Raw genomic sequence first — 22,959 nt, forward strand, 5'->3', positions numbered from 1 at the left:
AGAAAAACATGTACGGAACCTGTGAAACCCTCTGCCGGTTGTTGCGTGAACAGTATCCCGCAGAAACCCCGCTGAACCTCATTGTCTGGTCCCCGGCGGATATCGAAGCGCTGGCCGACGGAATGGAATATGCCGTTTCGGAACAGGACACAAGGGCGGTACTGGTGCGTATGGACGCCATACCGGAAGAACAACAGCTTGAGTCGGGCGTGTCTGCCAGTGCGGTGATGGATCTGATTGAACAGGTGAAACAGGCCGTTCCGGCGGTAATGGTGCCGGCTGACCTGCTTGAAACCCTGCTGATAACCGCTGAACAGGCGTTGTGGCACAGGGAATGGTCCGCCCGGGATGAGAACCATCCGGTGCCGGAAAGTGTTACCCGTCGGCTGGCTGATGCGGCGAAAGTTCGCGCGTTACTGAAAAAATGAAATCAACACGCCGCCCGGGCGGCGTGTACTGAATCCGTTCAGAAGGAACCCATTATGCAGGAAACCACCACGTTAAACGCCCTTGTGATGCGCCGTGCGCGCGATTTGATTGCTGATTATGGATGGCCTGACCATACCGATGTTGATCAGCGTGATCCGGTAAATAAACCGGGATGGATAAGCATTTATGTCCGTCTGGATGCGGCAAATATTGTTCATCTGCTTCCTTTGTTTTGTTCCGGTGAAGTACCCGCAGAGCTGCAAAGTGCCATGACAAAGATAGCCGGGACGCCAGCGCAGATTATTTTATCCGGCAGCCGCTATGCCGACACGCCGCAGCTTCCGGAGGACGGAACACAGGTAGCTTTCCCCTGGGCCGGGGAATGGCTGACGGAGCCGGAGATTCAGGCTGTAACGGATTGCCTGTCCCGCGCCGTGCGGGATGTCTCCCGGCAGGTATGGGAGGATGCGCGCCGGATTCAGGCGGCGCTGACCACGCGCGGGGAAACGCTGTTTTACCGTCAGACCCGAAATTTCCGTCTGGTTGTGAAGGAAAATGATATGCCCTGCTGGCTGGACGACGATGATGATAATCTGCCAGTGGTGCTCGATGCCATTCTGAACAAAGGGGCGCACTACAGCAGCGTTGAGTTCTTTGTTATCAGTGACAAAGTGGATCAAATCCTGGCATGTGGCCAGATGTGCGATGTGCTGCGTATTCCGGGCGAGCCTCCGCGCCGGTGGATGGATTTAACCCTGTTACATGAGGTCATGGCAGAAGCGCGTGCAGAAATCAGTCTTGTCCGCAATGCCCTGTCAGCAATCCGGCCAGTGTAGCGAACAGCAGGGGGCGGCAGCCCCCTGAATCAACATTGAAGGATAAGATACCCTCTTAATTTGCAACCTTCTATTTAGGTCTAAACATGGTCGTTAACCTACAGAATCAACTCATTCTGTATAGCCGATAATACAAGGATGTCGCCGGCTCCGCTTTTATGGCGGCATCGTCCCTGCGTGACGTTGCCTTGTGGTTTTCCACTCTGTCAGTCCGGTGCCGTGTGCGGGCTGTGCCGTGCATCCATCGTAGCCGGGCTGTCGTCGATACAAGGGTTCGCTGGCGCCGCTGCGGTCACCCGGTCCTTCCTTCACGGCAGCCGCGATCTTCCGGTTGTTCGCCCGCTCAGATTTCACGGTCTCACCCTCCAGCTCCCGTCTGCCGTGCGCGTCAGGCTGCGGCTTCCCTGTCGCCCTGGTATCTCCGACCGATCGCCCGTCTGTTATGGATGCACGGCACCGCCCGGTGTCGCAGACCATGTGATTACGGAGGTTTACCATGCAGCATGCAGCCCATCAGCACACCCTGAACGTCGAAGAATCCGATCGTCTTTCCTTCCTGCCGTATATGTTTGGCAATGATTTTATGCTGGCTGAATTACAGGTGTACGCGCTGGCGAAACAGTGGATGCCTGAATACAGCGGCGGTTTCTGGCATTTTATCCGTCTGCCGGAAGGCGGCGGTTACATGATGCCCGATTGTGGTCGGGTACATATGATCAACAGTGAAAACTGGTTTGATCGCACCGTCAGCGCTGACGCGGCAGGGATCATTCTGACCTCGCTCGCGATTAACCGCCGTTGCTGGACGCATCACGACTGCGGCCATGCCGCGCTGACCCGCCTGTACATGCTGCGTGATACCCAGCTCTGGAATCACATTACCTTTCACCCTGAATGCAACGCCATTTATGCCGCGCTCGACTGATTAACCGACGGGGTGGCGATGCCGCCCCGCTGTAACTGTCATTCATTTAGAGGAACCCGCAATGTACGGAACTGTCAGCGATATCTGCTGTAATTTACTGAAAGTCTTTGAGAATAAAGAAAAAATTGCCGTGATTATCTGGAATGAAGAAGATGTGCGGGAAGTGGGTGCGGCTTTTAATCCGACTGTTCCCGACACGCAGGCGGTTCTGCGCGCCATCGGGGACGCGGACAGCGATGCACTCTGGCGTGACGGTATTGGCCGGAACTTTGTTGAAGGAGAACTGCGATGGCTGGCCGCGCTGCGGCCACCCCGTCAGATTGCCATTCCTGAAGATGCGCTGCGCACACTTCTTCCCCTGATGGAAGCCGGAATGAATATCCCGCGTTATCAGACGCAGGACAGGATCGCCGAAGAAGAGGCCGCGCTGGATACGCTGCGATACCTGCTCTCCACTGATACCTCGGCGCATAACCTGACCGGAGGAAACCAGCCATGAAGATCAGACCCGAAACACGCGAAATTCTTCGCCAGTACCAGGCGCTGATTAATGCCCGCCGTCGTGATGCAGGCCAGCGGGAACTGACGACCGCGCAGGTGGTGGATGAAATCTGCGAATATATGACCTGTCAGTGTGCCGTGTACATTGGCGGTCATTTCATCTTGCAGGGCGGGAAAGGGCAGTAAATATGAGGGCAGGCGGGGGAGGCCGCCTGTCAGCCCGCGCGTAAAACCCGTGCAGGCTTACGCCTGCGGGGAAGGACCAGAGCAGCGCTTCGCGCCGCTCTGTGTCCTTTCCCCCTCTGATTCATATGGCGTACACTTACAGCAGGTTTCCATTTCTGTCTGAGGATGTGATGTCCGGATTTAATCTCGCCGCAAAATCCAGAGAAGAACAGGATAAGGTCGCAGTGGACCTGGTGGCGTCAGGTGTGGCGTATAAAGAACGTATGGCTATGCCGGTTGTCGCTGAACTGGTGGTCAGGGAACAGCCTGAACATCTGAGAGAGTATTTTTGGGCGCGGCTGCACCATTACCGTCTGCTCAGTGAGCGGCTGCCGGATAAAAATTCCCCGGAATATGCAAAAAATGATGATGAGGTTAAAAAATAGCGCTGTTTCCGATGAGGGTTACCTGTCTCCGCCCGGATGTTATTCATGCCGGTTGACAGGTTTGTCTGGCCAGTGTGTGGTGTTTTCTGCCTGTCGGTGATAATACGCTTCCTGTTCCTGTTCCTGTTCCTGTTCCTGCTTATGATTATGCTCCCTGTCTGGTTTCGCTGACGCCGGGCGACTTCCCTGTCGGGAATCGGGGCTGTCATGCTCCGCACCGAGCCAGCTGCGCTGTCTCTGCCCGGCCCCTCCGGGGCAGCGGGTTTCCATCCCACTGTCGCAACGTCAACACCGGGCTTGCAGCGCCCGTTCCGGCCGCGCCGCCCCTGGCGCGCCGTGGCCTGCGCTTCCGGCACCCCGGCGGTAAAGCTGCCGGGGTGTAAGGCGCAACGCCGTTTCGCGTGCCGCGCTCCGTCGTTGCGGCGGGCCCCTGCTCATTGCCGTACCTGGTGCCGTTCCCCCGTTTAAGTCCCTGTCGCCGGGGCTGAGACAAGCACAACCCGCCTGGCTGTCCAGGGGCGGCACAGCCTTTCGCGATAAATTTTTTCCGGCCATTCCGCAGGCTTCATTAGACCGTAAAAAATTGACCGCTCACCCCGGACATCTGCACCGGGCCGTGCTCGTTTACGCCCTTGCGGCGAAGGTTCTCAAACGGGTGAAGGTCATACCAGAGGGAATACAGCAGCAGGTTCCCGCGAAACATCAACACCGCGGCTCCCGAAACTCAACGGGTGATGTTCTTTAAAAATCAGGAGGAAAGACAATGCAGGCTCAGGCGATGCGGACGTATCAGATTGCGTTTACCGGACGTGATGCGAAAGGCGTTTTACCCATGTTTACCCGTGTACAGGCCATGACCGGAAAAGGCGCAGTGAGGGCGTTTATTGAACGTTACAGACCCGTCAGCGGCTGGCTTTTAGGCGACCCCGAAGACATTACCGACAAAATGCAGAAGGAGGCAGAAGGGGCGGGCAGCAACCCGCAGACATGAAAAAAGCAGGGTAATCCCTGCTTTCTCCACGCCGTAAAAATCGCTCTAACGGTTCTTACGGCTCCATTAACTACCAGAAGGAGTTAACTATTATGACCGTTTCTATTGTTTCACCTTCCGCAGAGGCTGTAAAGCCCCGCCGACATAAGCGCATCAGTCGCGCCGAGCTTTCCGTGTCAGAGATTGACCCGGCGTTAAAGGCATTCGGGCGGCATATTGCCAGGAGTATCCGCAAGGGGCGCGGCGTTCACATTCCCGCGATGAAAAACGCCGCTATCGGGCAGGTGCTCCGCACCCTTGAACTGAAACGCGCATTTAACTGATGAGGTGAGCCGCCCCGCGAGGGGCGGCAACCACAGGAAGGAGAAAAAACCATGACACAATCCACCGCACTGGCACTGACTGCCGACATGACCCCGCCGCCAGCGTCCGAAGACAGCCCCGCGCAGTCGTACCGGGCGACGTACTCCCCGGATGACAACAAATTACGCCTTTATGCCGCGTTACGCCTCGATGATGAGAGTTATCAGAAGATCCACGCCGTGGGTTTTCGCTGGGCACCAAAACAGGGGTTGTTTGTCGCGCCCGCCTGGACGCCAGCCCGTGAGGATATGCTTCTGTCCCTTGCCGGAGACATTGAAGACGACGACAACACCCTGTTTGAGCGTCAGGAGCAACGCGCCGACCGTTTCAGCGTCTACAGCGACAAACGCGCCGGAGAGTCAGAACAGGAACTCGTACATGTGGATGTGCTGGCGTCGGCTATTCCGGCTGGTCAACCGATCCTGGTCGGCCATCACAGCGAGCGACGCGCACGCCTGGATGCGCAGCGCATCGAGAACGGTATGAAACGCGCCGTGATGCTGTTTGAACGTGCGGAATACTGGGCGGAACGGGCACAGGCATCCCTGCGTCATGCGAAGTATAAAGAGCGCCCTGATGTGCGTTATCGCCGTATTAAAAAGATTGAGGCGGATCTGCGCAAATCCGAAAAGGCCATTGCACAGTCGCAGAAATATCTGACGATGTGGCAGGCGGAGACGCTGGATCTGAAAATGGCGCAGCTTATCAGTAATTACGACCACATAACTGCCTGTTTCACGCTCGATAAGTACCCGCGTCCGCCGGAAAAAAACCAGTACGAAGGCCGGATGTCCCTGCATTCGGCACTTGATAACGGGATTATCACCTTTGAACAGGCCCGCGATATTGCGGTTCGCTGTCACAAGCGTTCGATCCGCCATCAGCAGCGCTGGGCTAATCATTACCTGAACCGCCTGGCGTATGAGCGGGCCATGCTGGACGAAAGCGGCGGAGTGGTCACCCGTACGCAGGAGTTTGAGCTGGGCGGGCAGGTTCAGAGCCGGGGTGAGTGGCTGACCATCATCCGCATCAATAAAAGCAACGGCGCGGTCAGTTCGGTTGTCACCCCGTCTTACCGCTTTATGGGCTACAAAGGGACAATGACGCTGACGCCCGATCGTATCACCGACTATAAAGCCCCGACCACCGAAGAGGCCATCGCTGCGAAACAGGCCGCAAAACGTCCGCCGATCGTCAACTATCCGGGTGAGGGTTTCCGGGAGATGACAAAGGCCGAATGGGCTAAAACCCCGGCAGATTATAAGGCCGTCCGGGGTGTGGCGGAAAATGATGAGCATGGCGCGTACCGGTTCCGCCGCATCATGACCGGCGGTTATACGCTCGATACGGTGTACATCACCGACATGAAAACCGTCGAAATTCCGAAAAAATAACCGTCAGACTCCCCGGCATTGCGCCGGGGAGATAAGGGCTATTCATATGCATAGTGAACTCAAAGACCGCATTCAGGCGATGCAGGTCAGACTCGACGGGCGCACTCCCGTTACCGAAATCCGGGCCAGCTCACAGCTTTTCGTCACCCCCGATCCGGTCTGTCGTCAGCTGGTCGATCTGGCGGATATTACGGATTCAGACCGGATACTGGAGCCGGAGGCGGGGACGGGGGCTATTTTACGGGCCATCCGGGAGGCAGCACCACTGGCGCGGTGTGACGCCGTGGAGCTTAACGCGGCGTTAGCCGGGCATCTGCGGGCGGCATTTCCGGGCGTGACTGTCTGGTGCCGGGATTTTCTGGACTGGCAGCCGGAAACCCGCTACAGCAAAATTCTGATGAATCCGCCGTTCAGCCATGCGCAGGATATCCGGCATATACAGCACGCTTTAACGCTGCTCGACTCCGGCGGGGCACTGGCGGCGATTTGCCCCGACGGGCCACGCCAGCAGAAGATACTCCGCCCCCTGTCGGATGTCTGGGAACCGCTGCCGCGTGGCACGTTCACGTATACCGCTGTTTCAACCGTTCTGCTCAGAATACAAAACTGACGGGGCTGTAACCCAGGCGGGGAGAGGATCCCCGTCCTGAACCACCACAAAAGGCCGCGCGCCTGCGGCGCTGAAGGGGGCCGCGCTTCGCGCCGCCGCCCTCTGTCCGCGTCTGTTCATGTTATCCGCCGTGTTTTGTCAGCGTACCGGTGTATTCCTGCCCTGACATATCTCTCTGTCCGTGAATATGGACAGGAATGTCATGCTGATGAGTAAGCGTTAAGTGAGCGCCGTATTGACGGCTATTTATTGGTGAGATCTACGTTCCATGGCAGCAGTTCGGCCACTTTGTTGATGGGCCACTCCGGCAATACGCTCAGGATATGGCGAAGGTAACCCTCTGGATCGATACCGTTCAGCCTGCACGTTCCGATCAGACCATACAGCAGGGCACCACGTTCACCACCATGATCACTGCCGAAGAAGATGTAGTTTTTCTTGCCCAGACAGACCGCTCGTAGCGCTCGCTCAGCAGCGTTATTATCCGGCTCTGCCAGACCATCATCGCAGTAGTAACACAGGGCATCCCACTGGTTCAGTGCATAAGCGAACGCCTCGCCTAACCGGGATTTTTTCGACAGAGTGGCACTTTTCTCCACCAACCAGTCATGCAGGGATATCAGCAACGGTTTACTTCGGGACCGTCTGGCGGCCAGCCGCTGAGATGCCGGAAGGCCGCGTATTTCCTCTTCTATCGCGTATAACTCACTGATGCGCTTCAGAGCCTCCTCTGCTGTGGCCGTCCGGGTGCTGATATAGACGTCATGGATTTTGCGCCGCGCATGAGCCCAGCATGCCGCTTCTGTCAACGGGCCACCTTCACGCTCTGCGCTGAACAACCTGTCGTACCCTGCGAAGGCATCTGCCTGCAGCACGCCATGATAGTGCCGAAGATGTTGCTGAGGGTGTTTCCCCTGTCGGTCCGGTGAGAAGGCGAACCATGCCGCTGGCGGATCTGATGAACCCGCGCTTCTGTTATCACGGACATATGTCCAGATACGCCCGGTTTTCGTCTTCTTTCTGCCCGGCGCCAGCACGGGCACCGGAGTGTCATCCGTATGCAGTTTGCGGCAGTCCATCACGTAGTGGTAGAGGGCTTCATCCAGCGGGGCCATTAACCGGCAGCACGCATCCACCCAGTTGGAGAGCAGCGCACGACTCAGATCCACACCCTGACGGGCAAAGATTTCGCACTGGCGATACAGCGGCAGGTGTTCACAGTATTTGGCCGTTAACACGCGGGCCAGCAGACCCGGCCCGGCGATGCCCCGGTCGATAGGACGTGAGGGCGCTGGCGCTTCAACGACGCAGTCGCATCGGGTACAGGCCTTTTTCACTCTGACCGTGCGGATCACTTTCAGGGCGCTGGAGACCAGCTCCAGTTGCTCCGCGCTGACTTCGCTGAGATAGGCCATATCACTACCGCAACCAGGACAGCTGGTTTCAGCTGGCTCCAGTCTGTTTATTTCGCGGGGAAGATGTTCCGGTAACGGGCGACGATGACGGGACTGGCGCAACTGACGCGGAACCTGCTGATCATTGTCCCGGCCGTTGTAACGATCGCTTTGCTGCTCCTGCTGTTTCAGCAGGGCTTCGGCTTCTTCGACCTGCCGGCGTAGCTTTTCTGAACGGGTACCGAACAGCATTCGGCGCAGTTTTTCTATCTGAGCCCGCAGATGTTCTATTTCACGCTCTTCGTTCTCTATTTTCTCTTCTGCGCGGGCCAGCGCCGAACGCAGGAACGACTCAGTCTCAGCAACGAGACTGAGCTGGCTGTCTTTCTGGCGAAGCGCGTCTTCCAGCGCAGCGATACGGGCGAGATAGTCCTGACTCATGACCCCATTTATAATGCGGTCATGCGCTTTTTACAACATCGTCAGTGAGTTAAGGCGTGCAGTTTTAGGTTGCCGCCAGTCCAGCTTATCGAGGAGCATGGCGAGTTGTGAGCGGGTGATGGCGATTTTGCCGTCGCGTACAGCAGGCCAGACGAACTGTCCCTCTTCCAGACGTTTGGTAAACAGACACAGACCGTCAGCATCAGCCCAGAGGATCCTCACGGTGTCACCTTTACGACCACGGAAGATAAACAGGTGGCCGGAGAACGGATTGTCATCAAGAACATGCTGGACCAGTTCGCCCAGACCATTGAAGGACTTACGCATATCGGTGACCCCGGCAACCAGCCAGATACGAGTGCCTGACGGTAAGGGTATCATCGGCTCCTCCCGCTCAGCTCGCGGATCAGCGTTTTCAGAAGTGCAGGTGATAAATCCCCGGACAGACGCAGGCTGGCACCGCCGACAGTCACCTCGCATGTCATGGCCTCGCGGCAGGCTGGAGCGGCGGATTCATAGTGCGGCTCAGCATGGTGTGACAGGACCATATCAGGCAAGACAACGGGGATAACAGAGTCTTGCTCTCTGATTGACCGTTGTATTTCATCGGGCAGAAGATGTCTGTAACGCTGGCGCCAGGTAAACAGCAGATTGTCATTAATTCCATTATCCCGCGCCAACCGGGCAACACAGGCTCCAGGCTGATATGACTTTTCGACGAGAGCCAGCTTAAAGTCCATTGAGTAGGACGCCCGCGCCCTGCGGGGCTGAAGAGTGTTTGACATTGATAGAGTCCATTAACGTTAATAAGAGGACTCTATCATCGTCAATCGTTAGTAATCGCAACAGGCGGCAGTGGCTTGACGCTTACGCTGATGATGCTTATCACTGTCAGTCATATTTCCTCTCTGGCTTTGCTGACGCCGGGCGACTTCCCTGGCGGGAACCGGGGCTGTCATGCTTCGCACCGAGCCAGCTGCGCTGTCTCTGCCCGGCCCCTCCGGGGCAGCGGGTTTCCATCCCAGGCTGTCGCAACGTCAACACCGGGCTTGCAGCGGCCGTTCCGGCCGCGCCGCCCCTGGCGCGCCGTGGCCTGCGCTTCCGGCACCCCGGCGGTGAAGCTGCCGGGCTGTAAGGCGCAACGCCGTTTCGCGTGCCGCGCTCCGTCGTTGCGGCGGGTCCCTGCTCATTGCCGTACCTGGCACCGTTCCCCCGTTTAAGTCCCTGTCGCCGGGGGCTGATACAGCCACAACCTGTCGCATTAACTGTCCAGGGTGAAATGAACAGCCCACAAAACTTTTTGCCCGCAGGCGGACAAAAACTTTTGCGTTCTGCCCCGGACAGATGCGCCATGCCGTGGCCGGTATGCCCCTTGCGGCGAAGGTTCTCAAACGGGTGAAGGTCATACCAGAGGGAACAAAACAGCAGGTTCCCGCAAACGTCAAAACCGCGGCTCCCGAAACTCAACGGGTGATGGTTTTAAAAGCAAAACAACGGATTAAGGAGATTCATCATGGCAGCACGAGGCGTTAACAAAGTCATTCTGGTCGGTCATCTGGGGCAGGACCCTGAAGTGCGTTACATGCCCAACGGGGGCGCGGTGGCAAATCTTACCCTGGCGACGTCTGAAACATGGCGTGACAAACAGGACGGGGAGATGCGCGAACACACCGAATGGCACCGTGTTGTCGTGTTTGGAAAACTCGCGGAAATCGCCAGTGAATACCTGCGCAAGGGTGCTCAGGTCTACATCGAGGGCCAGTTGCGTACCCGAAAATGGCCCGATCAGTCCGGTCAGGACAGATACACCACTGAAGTGGTGGTCAACGTGGGCGGCTCCATGCAGATGCTGGGCGGTCGCCGTGAAAGTCAGCCTCAGAGTGGTCAGCAGTTCAGCGGACAGCCGCAACAGGCGGCGCAAACCCCACCTCCGGCAGCGTCCGGCGGGGCAAAAGGTCGGGGCAGGGGCGCAAAAGGCAAAAACACCACTGCCGCGCAGCAGCCGCCAGCGCAACCCGATCCGGCGTATGACTTCGACGATAGCATACCGTTCTGAGCAGTTGGTTTTCATTAAAGCCCCGGATGGCGGGGCTGTTACAGGAGAAACAGCATGACAGACAACACGGCGGCCCCCCTGAAATCCCTGCCTGATGGCACGTTCACCCGCGAACAGGCCGAAGCGGTGGCAGCGCAGTATCAGAATGTCGCCATTGAAGACGATCAGGGGACGCACTTTCGCCTGGTGGTTCGTCAGAACGGGGAAATGGTCTGGCGTACATGGAATTTTGAACCGGGTGGCGAGTACTGGATCAACCGCTACATCCGGGATTATGGCATCCGTAACACGCAGTAAGCAGTAAGAGGTGCCCTGCCGGAGCGGTAACTCCGCAGGGCCGGACAATCATCAATATCAGAGAGGTATTAACTATGTCAGTCACCGAGTCTAATGCAAAAAAAACCAAAAAAGCCAGTCCCAAAGCGACTGCGCGCAAAGAGGGCGCACAATCAGATGTCCTGGTTACCGCACTGGATAACGCCCCCATCCGTTACACCGCCTGGTCCCGCCTTTTTATCGGGGAACTGAACTGCCGCATCATCCCGCACACGCCGGAAGAAATCAGGGGGTATGCCGACAGTATTCATGCGGTCGGGCAGATCCATAACCTTGTGGTGGTGGAATGTGACGATGGTCGGCTGGAAGTGGTATGTGGCGGCGGCCGGACAAAAGCGATCGGGCTGCTGGTCGCGGAAGGCAAGGTAGATCCTGAAAACGTCTGGATTTCTTATAAAGCGGTGCCGCGTGAACTGGCAAGGGCTGTCTCCCTCACTGAAAATGGCAGACACAAGAAAATGCACCCTGCCGAACAGGTCGCCGGATTCCGCTCACTGGCTGAAGAAGGGAAAACTCCGGCGCAAATCGGTGATTTGCTGGGCTACGGTGTGAAGCACGTCCAGCGCATGCTGAAGCTGGCAGGGCTGGCTCCGGTCATTCTTCAGGCGCTGGCTGAGGACAAAATTACCACAGAACACTGTCAGGCGCTGGCGCTGGAAGATAACACTGACCGTCAGGTGCAGGTCTATGAAGCGGCCTGTCGTGAGAGCTGGAACAATAAACCGGAAGTGCGTGTGATCCGTAACCTGATCACCGAAAGTCAGGTTCCCACTCTCAACAACAGCAAATATGCATTTGTCGGGGAAAGCGCATTCTCCGTCGAAGAAATCCGCGCTGACCTGTTCAGCGATGAGCAGGGCGGTTTTGTGGACAGACTGGCGCTGGATGCGGCCCTGCTGGAAAAACTCCAGGTGGCGGCGGAGTGCCTGAAAGAGGCCGAGGGCTGGGCATGGGCCACCGGACGCATGGAGGCGGTCAGTTATCACGGCGAGGACAGCGCGGTGTACCGTATTCAGGATGAGCCTGACGCGGTTTACACGGAGCAGGAACAGCAGCGCATGGATGAATTGCAGGATCAGTATGACGAGAACCAGACCGCCAGCGATGAAACCGACGCGATGGAGTCAGAGATGGAGGCCATTGAATGCGCGGCACAGCTTCGGGCGTGGACGCCGGAAATGCGCGCACAGTCCGGCGTGGTGGTGTCATGGAGTCACGGTGAAATCTGTGTCCAGCGCGGCGTGATGTTGCGTGAAACGTCAGAAACGGAAGAAGAACATGTTCAGGTTAAGACATATGAACGTCAGCCTGAACCAGTGGACGAAATCAGTGTTCCCCTGCTGACAAAAATGTGTGCGGAACGGACGCTGGCAGTCCAGGCGGCACTGATGCAGCAGCCGGAAAAATCCGTCGCCCTGCTGGCATGGACACTCTGCCTGAACGTGTTCGGCAGCGGCGCGTATAACCGACCCGCGCAGATCTCTCTGGACTGTAAGCATTATTCCCTGACGAATGTTGCCCCGTCCGGTAAAGAGGGCGTGGCGTTTCTGGCTCTGATGCAGGAAGGGCAACGGCTGGAAGCGCTGCTGCCGCCGCAGGGCTGGAAACAGGACTTCACCACCTTTTTTACCCTCAGCACCACAGACCTTAGCGCCCTGCTCAGTTTCTGCACGGCATGCAGTCTTGACGGTATGCAGACGCGCGGCACCGGAGGCACCACCCGCAGTCCGCTCGATACGCTGGAAACGGCCCTCGCTTTCCACCTGCGCGACTGGTGGCAGCCGACGAAAGCCGATTTCTTCACGGGCCTTAAAAAGCCGCAAATCATCGCCGCGCTGAACGAGGCCAACCTGACAGGTGCGGCGCGGGACGCAGAGAAGATGAAGAAAGACGATGCGGCTGAACTGGCAGAGGACAAAATGCGGGACACCCGCTGGGTGCCTGTCTGGATGCGCGCCCCTGATGCAGAAAAAGCCCCGTCTGATGCAGAAAACAACGTGTCTGATACCGAAAAAGGCAGTGCTGATGCACCCGATACGGCTTCTGATGCAGACAGCCACCACACCCTGCCCGATGCAGCCTGATAACGGAGGCCGCCCCTTCGGGGGCGGTGTTAAGGAGACTATAATGCGTAACATAATCACCCCCGCAGTACTGAAGACCATGATCCCCCAGGAATATGAAGACTGGCGGGACGGTGGCGAAGATTTACGCCGCGAACTGACTCATGCCGTGATGCGTGATCTGACGTGTCCCGAAGACTGGGACATGAACGGCGAGTACCGCAGCGAGTTTGGCGGTTTCTTCCCGGTACAGATCCGTTTCACGCCATCCCACGGCAATTTCAGCATCGCGGTATGCAGTCCCGGTGATATCAGCCCGTCCTGGATGGTGGTCTTTATTCCGGTCAGCGGTCGCCCGTTCTCCATTATCAGCACGCTACCCGCCTGGTCGCCGGAGGCCATCACTCATACACTCAGTCTGGTAGCCAGCCTCGATGCCGATGGTTACAGTCAGGCCAGCATTCTTAGTATCCTGGTAATGGAGGGGGCTGCATGATCCACTCATCACACGCCCTTGTCACGCTGAAGCCAGCCCGTCAGGCGGCATTACAGGCCATTATGACGGTAGAAGAGTCCCGCAACCGTGGGGCTCGTCTGCCAGCCCTGCCACATGTGCGCACCTTTTTGCGCATGCTGACAGGCAGCAGCCGGATTAACACAGCGGTGGCGCAGCGCATTCCTGGTCTGAACTGGGAGCCAAAGAACCGAATGACCAGCCTCAAACAGGTGGAAGAAGCACTCGATCGCCTGATTGCCAGCAAGGGGGAACATTGCCCGCTGCCGTTATCCACGGATGTTCTGGCCGAACTGTTCCCGGAGGTGATGCACACGCGCACGGACCGCCGGATGCAGCGCGAGAAAATTGCTTTCACCCGTAAAATGCGCCGGGAGGAAAGGGCGCTGGAACATACCTGGCTGCTGCGCCAGAACCTGCTGGGACAGGCCATGACAGAACTTAATTTTCAGTCACCGGAAACTGTCCACACCTGGTATCGGCGCTGGGCTGACGAGTTTGACGCGCGGGAGCTGGAGCGTGGGTTCTGGCAATGGCGGACGCGGTTTTCCTCGCTGAAATCGCTGGACTGGCTGCGCGACAGCGGAGAGCCGCTGTACGGCGTCATTCATGAAATCCGGTTTATCGTCAGGGATACCCCGGAACATGTGCGGCAGGCTGAACGCTGGCTGGTTCCGAACAAGCTGACGGACCGGAGCCGGGGATGAAGTGGCGCTATTCACTCAGATGGAAGTTACCGCGCACGCCGTGTCCGGGTCCGCATGAACTGGTATCTGAAGTCGTGGAGGCTGGTCAGCAGGCGCCCGAGTCCGTGATGTCGCGATGGGTGGCTGGCGCGGGATATGCGGTATGCGTGGATTTTCTGGATGAGAGACAGGTCAGACGCTGGAGCGATGAACGGAAAGCTGCCGTCCGCAGGCGAAATCTGGAACGCCGTGTAAACCGTATCGCGCCGTTGTTTGCTGATGAACTCATCGAGCGTGAACTGGAGAACCGCCCGGATTATTTTCGCGGAAAATCAGCGTGGTAATGCTGCATACCTGGTCAGTCAGTATCGTGGGCGGTATAATGGCGATGGCTCTTGAGGCTTTTAGCCTCATGACGTAAAGGTGGTTTGTTGCCGTGTTGTGTGGCAGAAAGCCCCGTAGTTAATTTTCATTAACCCATGAGGCCACCTTATGCCTAGACAACATCAGGATAGCCTCTTAGATGCCGCAAGGCAAAGAAGGCCATGAAACTGCCACGAAGTACGCTAAGTAGCTAACCCCCGCCATTCAGGGGCTGATGATGTCTGACATGCCCAAAGCGCCTTTATGAAGGGATTGCCGGTTCGCTGGCAGTCCCTTTTTCCTCTTCTGGTGCAACCGCATTCATGAATAACCAGGATGAAAAGTCCCCTGCGGAGCTGGGCGGCAACGTCTTCTGACCGACCTGGGTGTTTTGGCGGGAAGCCACAGCGCTGATCCCGAATATTGTTACCTTTCCCTGAATTCGCTATCCCTTCAGCGCGGGTTTATGAACGCCGCCTGATAAAGAGCTGCGAGGCGCTCATTGTCTCCCTCTGAGTCCTGCCGACCCGGTCAGCGTCTGGATCCTGTTTACAATCCTCTCTTTAGAGGTTTTCCGGTGTTCAAAGTAGGGGAGTGCTGCTGCGAGAGACAGCGTTATGGTCGCCAGCTCTACGACCCGTGTAACCTTTTCTGACTTTTCATAAACTTTCCATGTACGCAGGCTGACCCCCAGCTCTTCGGCCGCCCTGTCACTGCTCCAGTTCATTCCTTTTCGCCATAAGCGCAGTTCGTAACCAGTCATTTTTCATACCTGAATAAGTGCAGAATTTGCACTTATTTTAGATTTATTATTTCCAAAATGCACACATAAGAAAAGTGCAGATTCTGCACTTTTTTATATTCTTGTTTTAGTCGATTTTTGATGATAAATGACGACGAAATGTCTGTCCTCCTGACGAACATCCGGGCACCTTCGGCTCCCCGTCGCTGCCGTGTCGTCGCCTGCACTTCGCGTGGTGGCCGCATGGTCACCGCGCTATGCGGAGCCGCATGCGTCTCCGTCCATTCGGATAGCAAGCGATGCCTGTACCCCACCCGCTTGCAGCTGCCGTTCCGTCAGCGCCGCTTCCACTGACCGCCACGGCGGTCGCCAGAGAACGCCGGATTAACCGGCATCTTCTGCCGTCCAGTCCGTTTCTGCCGTGAAAGCCTCTCATTACTTATGCACTCTGACAGAGCGCCTCCGTTCAGCAAGGGCCGCTCGCGCTTTCCGGTCAGATTTTTTCTCGCAGGCTCCAAATAATCTGTCCTCCACCCTTGTTTTCCATCGCCGCCCTGTCAGGGCACTGGCGTAATGAGGGAATTTCACTCATTGCCTGAAAACGGAAAAGTGCGACGGCAGAAGATGCCGGAATACAGGCAATAAAAAAGCAGCGTGAGTGCCATATCTGTTTACACAGGCTGCTGTAACAGTTCGTTATCACAATGACTCTGAGGAGACACTATGAAAGACCCGTTAATCGTCACCTGTTGCGAATATTTTGTAAAGGAACGAGCTAAAACCTGTCACCCACTGAAAATCCCCGAAACACTGAAGCCTGACGCTATTATGCCGCATCTGAAAAAGCCGGGTGCATCGCTGGTTCGTTGTAGACGTGTTCAGAAGCCCGTCCATATATCCGCTCTTAACGTGGCTGAACGGGAGCTCGTCCAGAGTATGCTGGAACTTTTCCGCGTGTATGCCTGATAACCACCGCCCAGCAGCGGGGCGGCATTCAATAACACACTGCCGGAATATGTTCCGGCACACTTCTGCAAGGAACGTAACATGCCTCACTACATCCCCCGCGCGCCTCATGGCGTCACCTGTATCCGACTGGATAACGGTGATGAAGCTCTCTATGTGAACGGAGAACTGATTTCCACCTGCTACGCCAGTGAACCTCACCCGCGTATTATTGCATCAGGAGTTAATCTTTCGGCGGTACTTAATCTGCCATTTCAACAGATCAATGCTAAGGTTCCTGATGTCCCTGAATGGACGTGGGAAAACGTTATCACTTCGCTGGGATGGGGTGAACGCATTGAGTTGAGTAACAGAGTGATACGTTCTGTACTGGAATGTAGTCTTAGTCATATTACGCGACGGGACAGCGATATTCTGAGCGAACTATGCCACACAGAGTACGAAAGCGAATGGATCCATGAATCCGATCTGGGTTACATCATCCGTGTTGATGCCATCAGCTATCCGCTTCTGGTACTGAAGCGACATGGTATTTCAAAAGCGGCAAGAATGCTGATTTACACAGCTATGATAAAGGCTGATATCAGTATGGTTCATTTTACATCATGGGGAGAAATGCTGGCAGACGTGCCGACGTTTAACTGGTAAATAATATTTCATCATGCTGAAAGCCTGGCTGAAAATTGATTTCAGCCAGATAAAAATTACATAAGTGCATCATGTATTCAGCGTGCAAATATTACTTCGCTTCTGTGGATGCAGAACTTATGGCTGATTTGCGCTTTTTACGTGCTGATTTGTTCTTTTCGGCATCACGGACGATTTCACGAAGCGCCCTTTCACTGATTTCATATCCCGTTGTTTTTAAAGTCTCCCTGATATCAGAGACCGTGTAACCTTTCGTTTTAACCAGAGCTAAAAGATCATCACGGATTGCATCGAGAAACTCCTTTTGTGATTTACGCTGTGGTGTCAGATCCGGCAATCCTGCCAGCGCAGATTTTGCCTGTTCGATATCTTCATCTGAATAAAATGCCTTCTTACTCATCTTCATTCCTCTTTGAGAATATTGTCATCCAAATCATAACATTGCCTGCATGAAAGTGGCAGTGCCCCGCACTGCCGATGCCGTCAAATCGCCACTAGGCGAAACTATCAGCGAAGCGTATAATGATTTTAAAGACGGGACAGGATGTGTGTTTGTAATACCGCGCACGCACGATATTACAAACACCACCTGGTCAGGGCTCCGCCCCGACACCCGAGTAAGGAGCACGCATGAGCGACAAAGCATCACGAAGGGGAAGTGATAAACGGCAGAAAACCGTTATCAAGACCCTGAGATTCACGCCAGATGAAATCGAAGAGATTGAACAGAAAGCAGAAGCGGTTGGGCAAAGCGTATCGGCTTATATCCGAAACGCCGCAATGAACAGAAAGGTTACTCCGGTCATCGATGACAGCTTTATGACGGAGTTACTGAGGCTGGGGAGACTGCAAAAGCATCTTTTTGTTGAAGGGAAGCGAGTGGGGGATAAAGAATACTCCACGGTCCTTGTAGCAATAACAGAACTGTCCACCACGCTCAGAAAAAAGCTGATGAGCAACGATTAACGCGGAGAGAAGAAGAGCATCATGATCGCCGTCATTCCACCGAAACGTAAAGATGGCAAGTCCTCATTTGTGGACCTGGTCTCCTATGTTTCCGTGCGTGATGAAGAACGGGATGATGATCTAATGGAAGCGGTGAAAGCATCCGGAATGAAACCGGAAATGCCGCACCGCAGCCGTTTTTCCCGTCTTGTGGATTACGCCACAAAACTGCGGGATGAGTCCTTTGTCTCCCTGGTTGATGTAATGCCGGACGGCGGTGAGTGGGTAAATTTCTATGGGGTGACATGCTTTCATAACTGCACGTCCATCGAAACCGCCGCAGAAGAGATGGAGTTTATTGCGCAGAAAGCCAGGTATGCGCATGACAACAGCGATCCGGTTTTCCATTATCTTCTTTCATGGCAATCACACGAAAGTCCGCGTCCTGAACAAGTTTATGACTCAGTCAGACATTCACTGAAAAGACTGGGTATGAGCGACCACCAGTTCGTTGCTGCGATACATACGGACACAGATAATCTTCATGTCCACGTTGCAGTGAACCGTGTTCATCCTGAAACCGGCTATCTTAACTGGCTTTCCTACAGCCAGGAAAAACTCCATAAGGCCTGCCGAGAACTGGAGCTGAAGCATGGTTTCTCGCCTGATAATGGTTGCTATGTGATCGCGCCTGATAATCGTATCATTCGCCGTACTTCTGTTGAACGCGATCGTCAAAGTGCCTGGACTCGGGGGCGTAACCAGAGTCTGAAAGAGTACATTGCCGACACGACAATTGCCGGTTTACGCGAATCCCCTGTGACCGACTGGTCCTCTCTCCATCAGCGCTTTGCGAAAGAAGGTTTGTTCCTGTCAGCGGATAACGGTGAGCTTAAAGTAAAGGATGGCTGGAACAGTGAACGGCCTGGCGTTACGCTTTCTACATTTGGTCACGCCTTCGATACCGATAAACTTATTCGTAAAATGGGTGAGTTTATTCCACCTGCACAGGATATTTTCGCGCAAGTTCCGGCTGTTGGTCGTTACGAACCAGACAAGGTTATTGTGCCGTCGCGTCCTGAACGTATGACAGAGAAAGAATCCTTATCCGACTATGCGATCGCCCGTTTACGCGCGCCGTTGATTGCACTTGATCAGGACCCGTCGCAGCGAACTATACAGTCTGTACATACGCTTCTGGCACAGTCTGGTCTGTATCTGAAAGAACAACATGACCGACTGGTTATCTGTGATGGATATGATCCAACCCGAACACCAGTCAGGGCAGAACGTGTGTGGCCTGCGCTAACGAAAGCGATCCTTGACTCGTATAAAGGTGGCTGGCAGCCGGTACCGAAAGACATTTTCCGGCAGGTGACACCCACAGAACAATTCACCGGCGGCGGTCTGGAAGCTACTCCGGTTTCCGATCGGGAATGGCGTAAATTGCGCACAGGTTCAGGTCCGCAGGGGGCGCTGAAACGTGAGATTTTCTCGGATAAGGAAAGCCTGTGGGGATACGCAATCTCACACTGCCGTCAGGAAATTGAGACGCTTATCGGAACAGGTCAGTTCACCTGGGAACGTTGTCATGAACAGTTTGCACGACAGGGGCTGTTGCTGATGCGGGAGCATCAGGGACTGGTTGTGATGGATGCGTACAATCATGAGCAGACGCCGGTGAAGGCGAGCCATGTGCATCCGGATCTGACGCTTGCGCGGGCAGAGCCTCATGCCGGCGCATTCAGGCCTGTTCCTGCAGATATCTTCAAACGGGTTCCACCAGAAAGCCGGTATAACCCGGAGCTGGCCGTCAGCGACAGGGATATACCGGGCATGAAACGCGACCCTGAACTGCGTCGCCAGCGGCGCGAAGCGCGCGCAGCTGCGCGTGAAGATCTGAAAGCGCGTTATGCGGCGTGGCGTGCAAACTGGCGTAAGCCGGATCTGCGCGGTCGTGAACGCTACCAGGATATTCATGAGATGTGCCGCCGGCGTAAGGCGTATATCCGGGCGCAGTACCGTGATCCGTTGATCCGTAAGCTGCATTACCATATTGCGGAAGTGCAGCGCATGCAAGCGCTGATTAAACTGAAAGAGACGATGAAGGATGAGCGTTTACAGCTGATCGGTGAAGGGAAATGGTATCCGCCGTCGTACCGGCAGTGGGTGGAGGTGGAAGCCCTGAAAGGGGACAAGGCTGCGATATCGCAGCTGAGGGGATGGGATTACCGCGATCGCCGGGGCGACGCAGTGAAAGTGACCACAGATAAACGTTGCGTGGTGATCTGTGAGCCTGGTGGTACGCCAGTTTATGCCGGTGTTCCGGGGCTTAAGGCCGCGTTGCAGAAAAATGGCCGCGTGCAGTTCCGCGATGAAGAAACCGGGGAACATATCTGCACGGACTATGGCGATCGGGTGATATTCGGGAACAGTCGTGATTACGACACGCTGAAACGGAATATGGTTAAGGTGTCCCCGATTTTGTTCAGCCGTTCTCCGGACGTGGCAATGTCACCACAGGGCGACAATGAGCAGTTTAACCAGGCGTTTGCGAAAATGGTGGCCTGGCACAATGTTAACCGACAGGATGGTGATGAATACCGGATATCGAGAGCCGATATCGACAGGTTGCGTGTTGAAAGCGAACAACAGTTTATGGGTATGTCGGGCCAGGGTAATGATTCCCGGTATGATCGGGATGAACCGAAGCAGACCTGGAAGCCACCATCGCCTCTCTAGCATGGCGGTGAAATGGTATCTAGTTAATAACGCTGGTCCACGTACCGTCAGACGCCGGGGGATGGTATCTGAGCCATGAGGTGTGCTATTATTGCTTAAAAGTTGCCCTGTCAGTCAAAGAATGGGCATGCATACACCTTGATTTGGACTCCGTCCATCAGGAGGTACTATGAAAAAAGCTGTTAAACAAAATCCTAAGGCCAGAAGCACCAGTCGTGAAGACATGTTTCTTATGGCTGCGGCTGTGCGGGCGTTGCGTGTTCCCGTTTCTGAAATTCCGGCTAAAGAGCGTAAAGCGTCTCAGGTTTGATTCATAATGACAGGGAGCGTTTTCCATCGGCAGTCCACTTCAGAAGAGGGGCATCAACTTGTCTTTGATGTTGATGCCTTGCTCGCATTATCACCAGATACCTTGCCCGGATTTCAGAAGGCTTATTCAGCATTCATTGATTACAAGACTGAAAGTGCTGACCTCGGCAACATTCCTGCTCCGGAAAATCACATACAGATGGAGTATGCGTCTGTAGTTGATCTTTTTGGTAAAGATAAACCTAACCATTTCCCCAAACCTGGCGCAAAAAAAGAAAAACTGCATCATGTGCACGTTTTTGATGGGAAAACGGATCAGGAATTGGATGCCTGGGTTAGCAAGGCGCAGTCACGCAGGGTTTGCGACACATTGTTGTTTTACTCTTACTTTGAGTTTCAGGGAATTCATCACTTTTTCATCCTCCAGTTTGTGTTAGATCCCGATGGCCATGATTTCCAGAACGAAGACGGAAACATGAAAAATCTGGTCGAACGAGCCAGCGCTTACCGAGCAGGCATACTCTCAGGACAGATATAAAAGGCGATTAACTACCTCTATCCGATCTCTTTTAGGTGAATTGTGTCCGGACTCAGAAACAAAAAAGGCCGCATCATGCGGCCTTTTTATTACTTTACTGATACTCGGGGTGTCGCGTTCTTTCATCCGGTGCTGGTATTCACGTCGCCCCGAAATACGTACTGCCAACGGTTTATTTATCCTGCCAGCGCAACAAATTATTCTTTGCTAATTAAAAGTTGGGTGGAAGGTCGAGCTGGAAGGTGTTGTCTTTGTTGTTGTCTGGAGAACGCACGTTTACCGGAGGGATTTCGAGTCTGATATAGTCAGCAATGGGTTCTATCCCCGGTATATCTTCCGGAGAGCTGGCGGTAATAATGAGTTTTATCCTTTTTCCCCAGGTATACTCTGCAAACTTTTTGAGACTTTCCTTATTAAATAGAAAAGCATCATCAATTATTAACGCACTTTTTTTATCGTGTGCTACCTCGGTTGATAAAATATAGCGATTTTGATGATCACGCTCTGTTGGTTTAATGAATGTGTGATTCCTTAGACAGTTTTCGGCTAATAATGTTTTTCCAGTCCCTGGCTCACCTATAATAACGGCTATCTTTCCTGAGCGAAGAATTCTGTTTATTTTATTTTTCTTTTTTAAATTTCTGAGAACAAATTCAGGAGCAGAAATTGTAGCTACACCTGAGTTATGCATTTTGTTGGGCATTTTTATTTCCTTGTTAATAAATGGATGATATCGGTCATCAGTTATGCAAACCGTACAGGCGCTCCACCAACGTTAACAGAATGGCAAGTGACCATGCTGATAACAGCATGTTCTTCAGCATGATAATGATGGCGTCCGGGGAGGCTGATGATAATTCAGCGGGTACGGATAACAGACGCTCATTACCGGTCAGCAGTATGATTACCGATATGGTGGCCAGCAGCGCCGCTGGCAGATGCGTAATGCTCCTGAAAACAACAGCCAGCATAAAACCGGTAATTACCTGGATACCGTGGAACAGTTTTTTATTGCAGGGGACTGACTGGATATAACGGGTCATGGTTTCTCCTTAATTATTAAGATGGCGCAGGCGTTCTGCCCCGCCAGGCAAGGGTTACGGATATTCAGTGACGAAAGGTCTGGTGAGTTGCAGTGCGCCAGAAAGTTGCTAAAAAGGGCCACAGCCAAAATGGTAGGTCGTAGCGTTGTTTCACCTTTTGAGAAAAGCGTACCGTGAGGACGTAAGCTGACTTAGTTCATACTCAGCCTGCTGACATCCGTCTGTCCACTCCTGCTCATTAATGCTGGCAGCCATAGCGCGTACTGATACGGCCACATCCGCATAATTTGCTGAATGCCACTCACGGTGCTCCAGCCCATGGACAGTGAATTCATAGCCAGCCCAGTACGCAATGATGGTACTGTTCTGACTTTCCGGAAGTGAACCGAATACCCGAAGATATGCGGCGGTCATCACCAGCTCACTTTCCAGATGGATCAGCCACCGGAGTTCCTCTGAGCAACCTTCACGTCTGTTAGATTTCATTGCATCCTTCCTCACTCTCAGGGTATG

General features: G+C 54.5%; 30 protein-coding genes and 5 pseudogenes. 26 read left to right on the top strand and 9 right to left on the bottom strand.

Features of this window, described 5'->3' with window-relative positions; all coding sequences use genetic code 11:
* Positions 1–8: 8 nt before the first annotated feature.
* The 8 genes and pseudogenes from GBC03_01890 to GBC03_01925 all read left to right on the top strand — a co-directional run bounded on the left by GBC03_01890 (position 9) and on the right by GBC03_01925 (position 3,790).
* Entirely contained in the window at positions 9–428 is a 420-nt protein-coding gene (locus GBC03_01890) for a DUF1380 domain-containing protein (protein ID QFS69039.1), read from the top strand.
* A 54-nt stretch (positions 429–482) separates the two neighbouring features.
* Entirely contained in the window at positions 483–1,265 is a 783-nt protein-coding gene (locus tag GBC03_01895) for a hypothetical protein (protein QFS69040.1), read from the top strand.
* Between the two features lie 138 nt (positions 1,266–1,403).
* A pseudogene (locus tag GBC03_01900) lies at positions 1,404–1,792 on the top strand (DUF1472 domain-containing protein).
* Positions 1,762–2,190: an antirestriction protein gene (locus GBC03_01905; protein ID QFS69041.1), complete on the top strand. Its 429-nt coding sequence runs from the start codon at positions 1,762–1,764 to the stop codon at positions 2,188–2,190. The pseudogene GBC03_01900 and the gene GBC03_01905 overlap by 31 nt, the downstream one beginning before the upstream one ends.
* Positions 2,191–2,251: 61 nt before the next feature.
* A complete protein-coding gene (locus GBC03_01910; protein ID QFS69042.1) occupies positions 2,252–2,689 on the top strand; it encodes a DUF1380 domain-containing protein in 438 nt (145 codons plus the stop codon).
* A complete protein-coding gene (locus GBC03_01915) occupies positions 2,686–2,877 on the top strand; it encodes a hypothetical protein (protein ID QFS69043.1) in 192 nt (63 codons plus the stop codon). The genes GBC03_01910 and GBC03_01915 overlap by 4 nt, the downstream gene beginning before the upstream one ends.
* Positions 2,878–3,047: 170 nt before the next feature.
* Positions 3,048–3,302, top strand: a complete 255-nt coding sequence (locus tag GBC03_01920) for a hydroxyacid-oxoacid transhydrogenase (GenBank protein QFS69044.1) — start codon at positions 3,048–3,050, stop codon at positions 3,300–3,302.
* A 237-nt stretch (positions 3,303–3,539) separates the two neighbouring features.
* Positions 3,540–3,790, top strand: a pseudogene (locus tag GBC03_01925) (hypothetical protein).
* On the opposite strand, the pseudogene GBC03_01930 reads toward GBC03_01925, so the two are convergent.
* A pseudogene (locus GBC03_01930) lies at positions 3,715–4,005 on the bottom strand (hypothetical protein). The pseudogenes GBC03_01925 and GBC03_01930 overlap by 76 nt on opposite strands.
* Between GBC03_01930 and GBC03_01935 the strand changes: the two are divergent.
* The 5 genes from GBC03_01935 (at position 3,919) to GBC03_01955 (ending at position 6,660) form a co-directional block, all read left to right on the top strand.
* Complete coding sequence (locus GBC03_01935; GenBank protein ID QFS69045.1) at positions 3,919–4,047, top strand: single-stranded DNA-binding protein; 129 nt, start codon at positions 3,919–3,921, stop codon at positions 4,045–4,047. The pseudogene GBC03_01930 and the gene GBC03_01935 sit on opposite strands and share 87 nt — an antisense overlap.
* 18 nt (positions 4,048–4,065) lie before the next feature.
* A complete protein-coding gene (locus GBC03_01940; protein QFS69046.1) occupies positions 4,066–4,293 on the top strand; it encodes a hypothetical protein in 228 nt (75 codons plus the stop codon).
* 92 nt (positions 4,294–4,385) lie between these two features.
* Positions 4,386–4,616, top strand: a complete 231-nt coding sequence (locus GBC03_01945) for a hypothetical protein (GenBank protein ID QFS69047.1) — start codon at positions 4,386–4,388, stop codon at positions 4,614–4,616.
* Positions 4,617–4,667: 51 nt separating this feature from the next.
* A complete protein-coding gene (locus tag GBC03_01950) occupies positions 4,668–6,050 on the top strand; it encodes a DUF3560 domain-containing protein (protein QFS69048.1) in 1,383 nt (460 codons plus the stop codon).
* A 46-nt stretch (positions 6,051–6,096) separates the two neighbouring features.
* The gene (locus tag GBC03_01955) at positions 6,097–6,660 is read left to right on the top strand and encodes a methyltransferase (protein QFS69049.1); all 564 of its coding nucleotides are present in this window, start codon (positions 6,097–6,099) and stop codon (positions 6,658–6,660) included.
* 242 nt (positions 6,661–6,902) lie between these two features.
* Here GBC03_01955 and GBC03_01960 read toward each other — a convergent pair whose 3' ends face one another.
* The 3 genes from GBC03_01960 to GBC03_01970 are packed head-to-tail and all read right to left on the bottom strand — an operon-like array spanning position 6,903 to position 9,280.
* Complete coding sequence (locus GBC03_01960; GenBank protein ID QFS69050.1) at positions 6,903–8,495, bottom strand: IS66 family transposase; 1,593 nt, start codon at positions 8,493–8,495, stop codon at positions 6,903–6,905.
* Between the two features lie 30 nt (positions 8,496–8,525).
* Positions 8,526–8,876: an IS66 family insertion sequence element accessory protein TnpB gene (tnpB, locus tag GBC03_01965; GenBank protein QFS69051.1), complete on the bottom strand. Its 351-nt coding sequence runs from the start codon at positions 8,874–8,876 to the stop codon at positions 8,526–8,528.
* The gene (locus tag GBC03_01970; protein QFS69052.1) at positions 8,873–9,280 is read right to left on the bottom strand and encodes a transposase; all 408 of its coding nucleotides are present in this window, start codon (positions 9,278–9,280) and stop codon (positions 8,873–8,875) included. The genes tnpB and GBC03_01970 overlap by 4 nt, the downstream gene beginning before the upstream one ends.
* A 264-nt stretch (positions 9,281–9,544) precedes the next feature.
* Between GBC03_01970 and GBC03_01975 the strand changes: the two are divergent.
* From GBC03_01975 to GBC03_02010, 8 genes and pseudogenes are all read left to right on the top strand, one after another.
* A pseudogene (locus tag GBC03_01975) lies at positions 9,545–9,774 on the top strand (hypothetical protein).
* A gap of 65 nt (positions 9,775–9,839) precedes the next feature.
* Positions 9,840–9,997: pseudogene (locus GBC03_01980) on the top strand (single-stranded DNA-binding protein).
* 11 nt (positions 9,998–10,008) lie between these two features.
* Positions 10,009–10,551 carry a single-stranded DNA-binding protein gene (ssb, locus tag GBC03_01985; protein QFS69053.1) on the top strand — a complete coding sequence of 181 codons (543 nt, stop codon included), beginning with the start codon at positions 10,009–10,011 and terminating at the stop codon, positions 10,549–10,551.
* Positions 10,552–10,605: 54 nt separating this feature from the next.
* Positions 10,606–10,848 (top strand): DUF905 domain-containing protein, encoded by a 243-nt coding sequence (locus tag GBC03_01990; protein QFS69054.1) that lies wholly within the window; start codon positions 10,606–10,608, stop codon positions 10,846–10,848.
* 74 nt (positions 10,849–10,922) lie between these two features.
* Positions 10,923–12,971 carry a chromosome partitioning protein ParB gene (locus tag GBC03_01995; protein ID QFS69055.1) on the top strand — a complete coding sequence of 683 codons (2,049 nt, stop codon included), beginning with the start codon at positions 10,923–10,925 and terminating at the stop codon, positions 12,969–12,971.
* Positions 12,972–13,011: 40 nt separating this feature from the next.
* Positions 13,012–13,446: a conjugation system SOS inhibitor PsiB gene (psiB, locus tag GBC03_02000; protein ID QFS69089.1), complete on the top strand. Its 435-nt coding sequence runs from the start codon at positions 13,012–13,014 to the stop codon at positions 13,444–13,446.
* Positions 13,443–14,171 carry a plasmid SOS inhibition protein A gene (locus tag GBC03_02005; protein ID QFS69056.1) on the top strand — a complete coding sequence of 243 codons (729 nt, stop codon included), beginning with the start codon at positions 13,443–13,445 and terminating at the stop codon, positions 14,169–14,171. The genes psiB and GBC03_02005 overlap by 4 nt, the downstream gene beginning before the upstream one ends.
* Positions 14,168–14,494 carry a theronine dehydrogenase gene (locus GBC03_02010; GenBank protein ID QFS69057.1) on the top strand — a complete coding sequence of 109 codons (327 nt, stop codon included), beginning with the start codon at positions 14,168–14,170 and terminating at the stop codon, positions 14,492–14,494. Before GBC03_02005 ends, GBC03_02010 begins: the two co-directional genes overlap by 4 nt.
* Positions 14,495–15,012: 518 nt before the next feature.
* Here the strand turns inward: GBC03_02010 and GBC03_02015 are convergent.
* Positions 15,013–15,276: an XRE family transcriptional regulator gene (locus GBC03_02015; protein QFS69058.1), complete on the bottom strand. Its 264-nt coding sequence runs from the start codon at positions 15,274–15,276 to the stop codon at positions 15,013–15,015.
* Between the two features lie 702 nt (positions 15,277–15,978).
* Between GBC03_02015 and GBC03_02020 the strand changes: the two genes are divergently transcribed.
* The gene (locus tag GBC03_02020; protein QFS69059.1) at positions 15,979–16,221 is read left to right on the top strand and encodes a hypothetical protein; all 243 of its coding nucleotides are present in this window, start codon (positions 15,979–15,981) and stop codon (positions 16,219–16,221) included.
* 81 nt (positions 16,222–16,302) lie between these two features.
* The gene (locus GBC03_02025) at positions 16,303–16,869 is read left to right on the top strand and encodes a hypothetical protein (GenBank protein QFS69060.1); all 567 of its coding nucleotides are present in this window, start codon (positions 16,303–16,305) and stop codon (positions 16,867–16,869) included.
* Positions 16,870–16,960: 91 nt separating this feature from the next.
* On the opposite strand, the gene GBC03_02030 is transcribed toward GBC03_02025, so the two are convergent.
* Complete coding sequence (locus tag GBC03_02030; protein QFS69061.1) at positions 16,961–17,269, bottom strand: molybdopterin-guanine dinucleotide biosynthesis protein MobC; 309 nt, start codon at positions 17,267–17,269, stop codon at positions 16,961–16,963.
* A 230-nt stretch (positions 17,270–17,499) separates the two neighbouring features.
* On the opposite strand from GBC03_02030, the gene GBC03_02035 reads away from it, so the two are divergent.
* From GBC03_02035 to GBC03_02045, 3 genes are all read left to right on the top strand, one after another.
* Positions 17,500–17,835 (top strand): nikA protein, encoded by a 336-nt coding sequence (locus GBC03_02035; GenBank protein QFS69062.1) that lies wholly within the window; start codon positions 17,500–17,502, stop codon positions 17,833–17,835.
* 21 nt (positions 17,836–17,856) lie between these two features.
* Positions 17,857–20,556: a relaxase/mobilization nuclease domain-containing protein gene (locus tag GBC03_02040; GenBank protein QFS69063.1), complete on the top strand. Its 2,700-nt coding sequence runs from the start codon at positions 17,857–17,859 to the stop codon at positions 20,554–20,556.
* Positions 20,557–20,872: 316 nt separating this feature from the next.
* Positions 20,873–21,403 (top strand): hypothetical protein, encoded by a 531-nt coding sequence (locus GBC03_02045; GenBank protein QFS69064.1) that lies wholly within the window; start codon positions 20,873–20,875, stop codon positions 21,401–21,403.
* Between the two features lie 211 nt (positions 21,404–21,614).
* Here the strand turns inward: GBC03_02045 and GBC03_02050 are convergent, their stop codons facing one another.
* From GBC03_02050 to GBC03_02060, 3 genes are all read right to left on the bottom strand, one after another.
* Entirely contained in the window at positions 21,615–22,106 is a 492-nt protein-coding gene (locus tag GBC03_02050) for a hypothetical protein (GenBank protein QFS69065.1), read from the bottom strand.
* A gap of 37 nt (positions 22,107–22,143) precedes the next feature.
* Complete coding sequence (locus GBC03_02055) at positions 22,144–22,446, bottom strand: hypothetical protein (GenBank protein ID QFS69066.1); 303 nt, start codon at positions 22,444–22,446, stop codon at positions 22,144–22,146.
* Between the two features lie 150 nt (positions 22,447–22,596).
* Positions 22,597–22,932 (bottom strand): hypothetical protein, encoded by a 336-nt coding sequence (locus GBC03_02060; GenBank protein QFS69067.1) that lies wholly within the window; start codon positions 22,930–22,932, stop codon positions 22,597–22,599.
* Between the last annotated feature and the right edge of the window lie 27 nt (positions 22,933–22,959).

The sequence above is a fragment of the Citrobacter telavivensis genome, from assembly GCA_009363175.1.
GTDB lineage: Bacteria > Pseudomonadota > Gammaproteobacteria > Enterobacterales > Enterobacteriaceae > Citrobacter_A > Citrobacter_A telavivensis.

What these genes read in the sequence shown, in the direction of transcription:
- ssb (QFS69053.1), top strand. Translation starts at nt 10,009, where the DNA reads ATGGCAGCACGAGGCGTTAACAAAGTCATTCTGGTCGGTCATCTGGGG.
- GBC03_02015 (QFS69058.1), bottom strand. Translation starts at nt 15,276, where the DNA reads ATGACTGGTTACGAACTGCGCTTATGGCGAAAAGGAATGAACTGGAGC.
- GBC03_01940 (QFS69046.1), top strand. Translation starts at nt 4,066, where the DNA reads ATGCAGGCTCAGGCGATGCGGACGTATCAGATTGCGTTTACCGGACGT.
- GBC03_01945 (QFS69047.1), top strand. Translation starts at nt 4,386, where the DNA reads ATGACCGTTTCTATTGTTTCACCTTCCGCAGAGGCTGTAAAGCCCCGC.
- GBC03_01915 (QFS69043.1), top strand. Translation starts at nt 2,686, where the DNA reads ATGAAGATCAGACCCGAAACACGCGAAATTCTTCGCCAGTACCAGGCG.
- GBC03_01990 (QFS69054.1), top strand. Translation starts at nt 10,606, where the DNA reads ATGACAGACAACACGGCGGCCCCCCTGAAATCCCTGCCTGATGGCACG.
- GBC03_02050 (QFS69065.1), bottom strand. Translation starts at nt 22,106, where the DNA reads ATGCCCAACAAAATGCATAACTCAGGTGTAGCTACAATTTCTGCTCCT.
- GBC03_01910 (QFS69042.1), top strand. Translation starts at nt 2,252, where the DNA reads ATGTACGGAACTGTCAGCGATATCTGCTGTAATTTACTGAAAGTCTTT.
- tnpB (QFS69051.1), bottom strand. Translation starts at nt 8,876, where the DNA reads ATGATACCCTTACCGTCAGGCACTCGTATCTGGCTGGTTGCCGGGGTC.
- GBC03_01995 (QFS69055.1), top strand. Translation starts at nt 10,923, where the DNA reads ATGTCAGTCACCGAGTCTAATGCAAAAAAAACCAAAAAAGCCAGTCCC.
- GBC03_02040 (QFS69063.1), top strand. Translation starts at nt 17,857, where the DNA reads ATGATCGCCGTCATTCCACCGAAACGTAAAGATGGCAAGTCCTCATTT.
- GBC03_02060 (QFS69067.1), bottom strand. Translation starts at nt 22,932, where the DNA reads ATGAAATCTAACAGACGTGAAGGTTGCTCAGAGGAACTCCGGTGGCTG.
- GBC03_01905 (QFS69041.1), top strand. Translation starts at nt 1,762, where the DNA reads ATGCAGCATGCAGCCCATCAGCACACCCTGAACGTCGAAGAATCCGAT.
- GBC03_01895 (QFS69040.1), top strand. Translation starts at nt 483, where the DNA reads ATGCAGGAAACCACCACGTTAAACGCCCTTGTGATGCGCCGTGCGCGC.
- GBC03_01920 (QFS69044.1), top strand. Translation starts at nt 3,048, where the DNA reads ATGTCCGGATTTAATCTCGCCGCAAAATCCAGAGAAGAACAGGATAAG.
- GBC03_01890 (QFS69039.1), top strand. Translation starts at nt 9, where the DNA reads ATGTACGGAACCTGTGAAACCCTCTGCCGGTTGTTGCGTGAACAGTAT.
- GBC03_02035 (QFS69062.1), top strand. Translation starts at nt 17,500, where the DNA reads ATGAGCGACAAAGCATCACGAAGGGGAAGTGATAAACGGCAGAAAACC.
- GBC03_02010 (QFS69057.1), top strand. Translation starts at nt 14,168, where the DNA reads ATGAAGTGGCGCTATTCACTCAGATGGAAGTTACCGCGCACGCCGTGT.
- GBC03_02045 (QFS69064.1), top strand. Translation starts at nt 20,873, where the DNA reads ATGACAGGGAGCGTTTTCCATCGGCAGTCCACTTCAGAAGAGGGGCAT.
- GBC03_01955 (QFS69049.1), top strand. Translation starts at nt 6,097, where the DNA reads ATGCATAGTGAACTCAAAGACCGCATTCAGGCGATGCAGGTCAGACTC.
- GBC03_02030 (QFS69061.1), bottom strand. Translation starts at nt 17,269, where the DNA reads ATGAGTAAGAAGGCATTTTATTCAGATGAAGATATCGAACAGGCAAAA.
- GBC03_02005 (QFS69056.1), top strand. Translation starts at nt 13,443, where the DNA reads ATGATCCACTCATCACACGCCCTTGTCACGCTGAAGCCAGCCCGTCAG.
- GBC03_01950 (QFS69048.1), top strand. Translation starts at nt 4,668, where the DNA reads ATGACACAATCCACCGCACTGGCACTGACTGCCGACATGACCCCGCCG.
- GBC03_02025 (QFS69060.1), top strand. Translation starts at nt 16,303, where the DNA reads ATGCCTCACTACATCCCCCGCGCGCCTCATGGCGTCACCTGTATCCGA.
- GBC03_01970 (QFS69052.1), bottom strand. Translation starts at nt 9,280, where the DNA reads ATGTCAAACACTCTTCAGCCCCGCAGGGCGCGGGCGTCCTACTCAATG.
- GBC03_02055 (QFS69066.1), bottom strand. Translation starts at nt 22,446, where the DNA reads ATGACCCGTTATATCCAGTCAGTCCCCTGCAATAAAAAACTGTTCCAC.
- GBC03_02020 (QFS69059.1), top strand. Translation starts at nt 15,979, where the DNA reads ATGAAAGACCCGTTAATCGTCACCTGTTGCGAATATTTTGTAAAGGAA.
- GBC03_01960 (QFS69050.1), bottom strand. Translation starts at nt 8,495, where the DNA reads ATGAGTCAGGACTATCTCGCCCGTATCGCTGCGCTGGAAGACGCGCTT.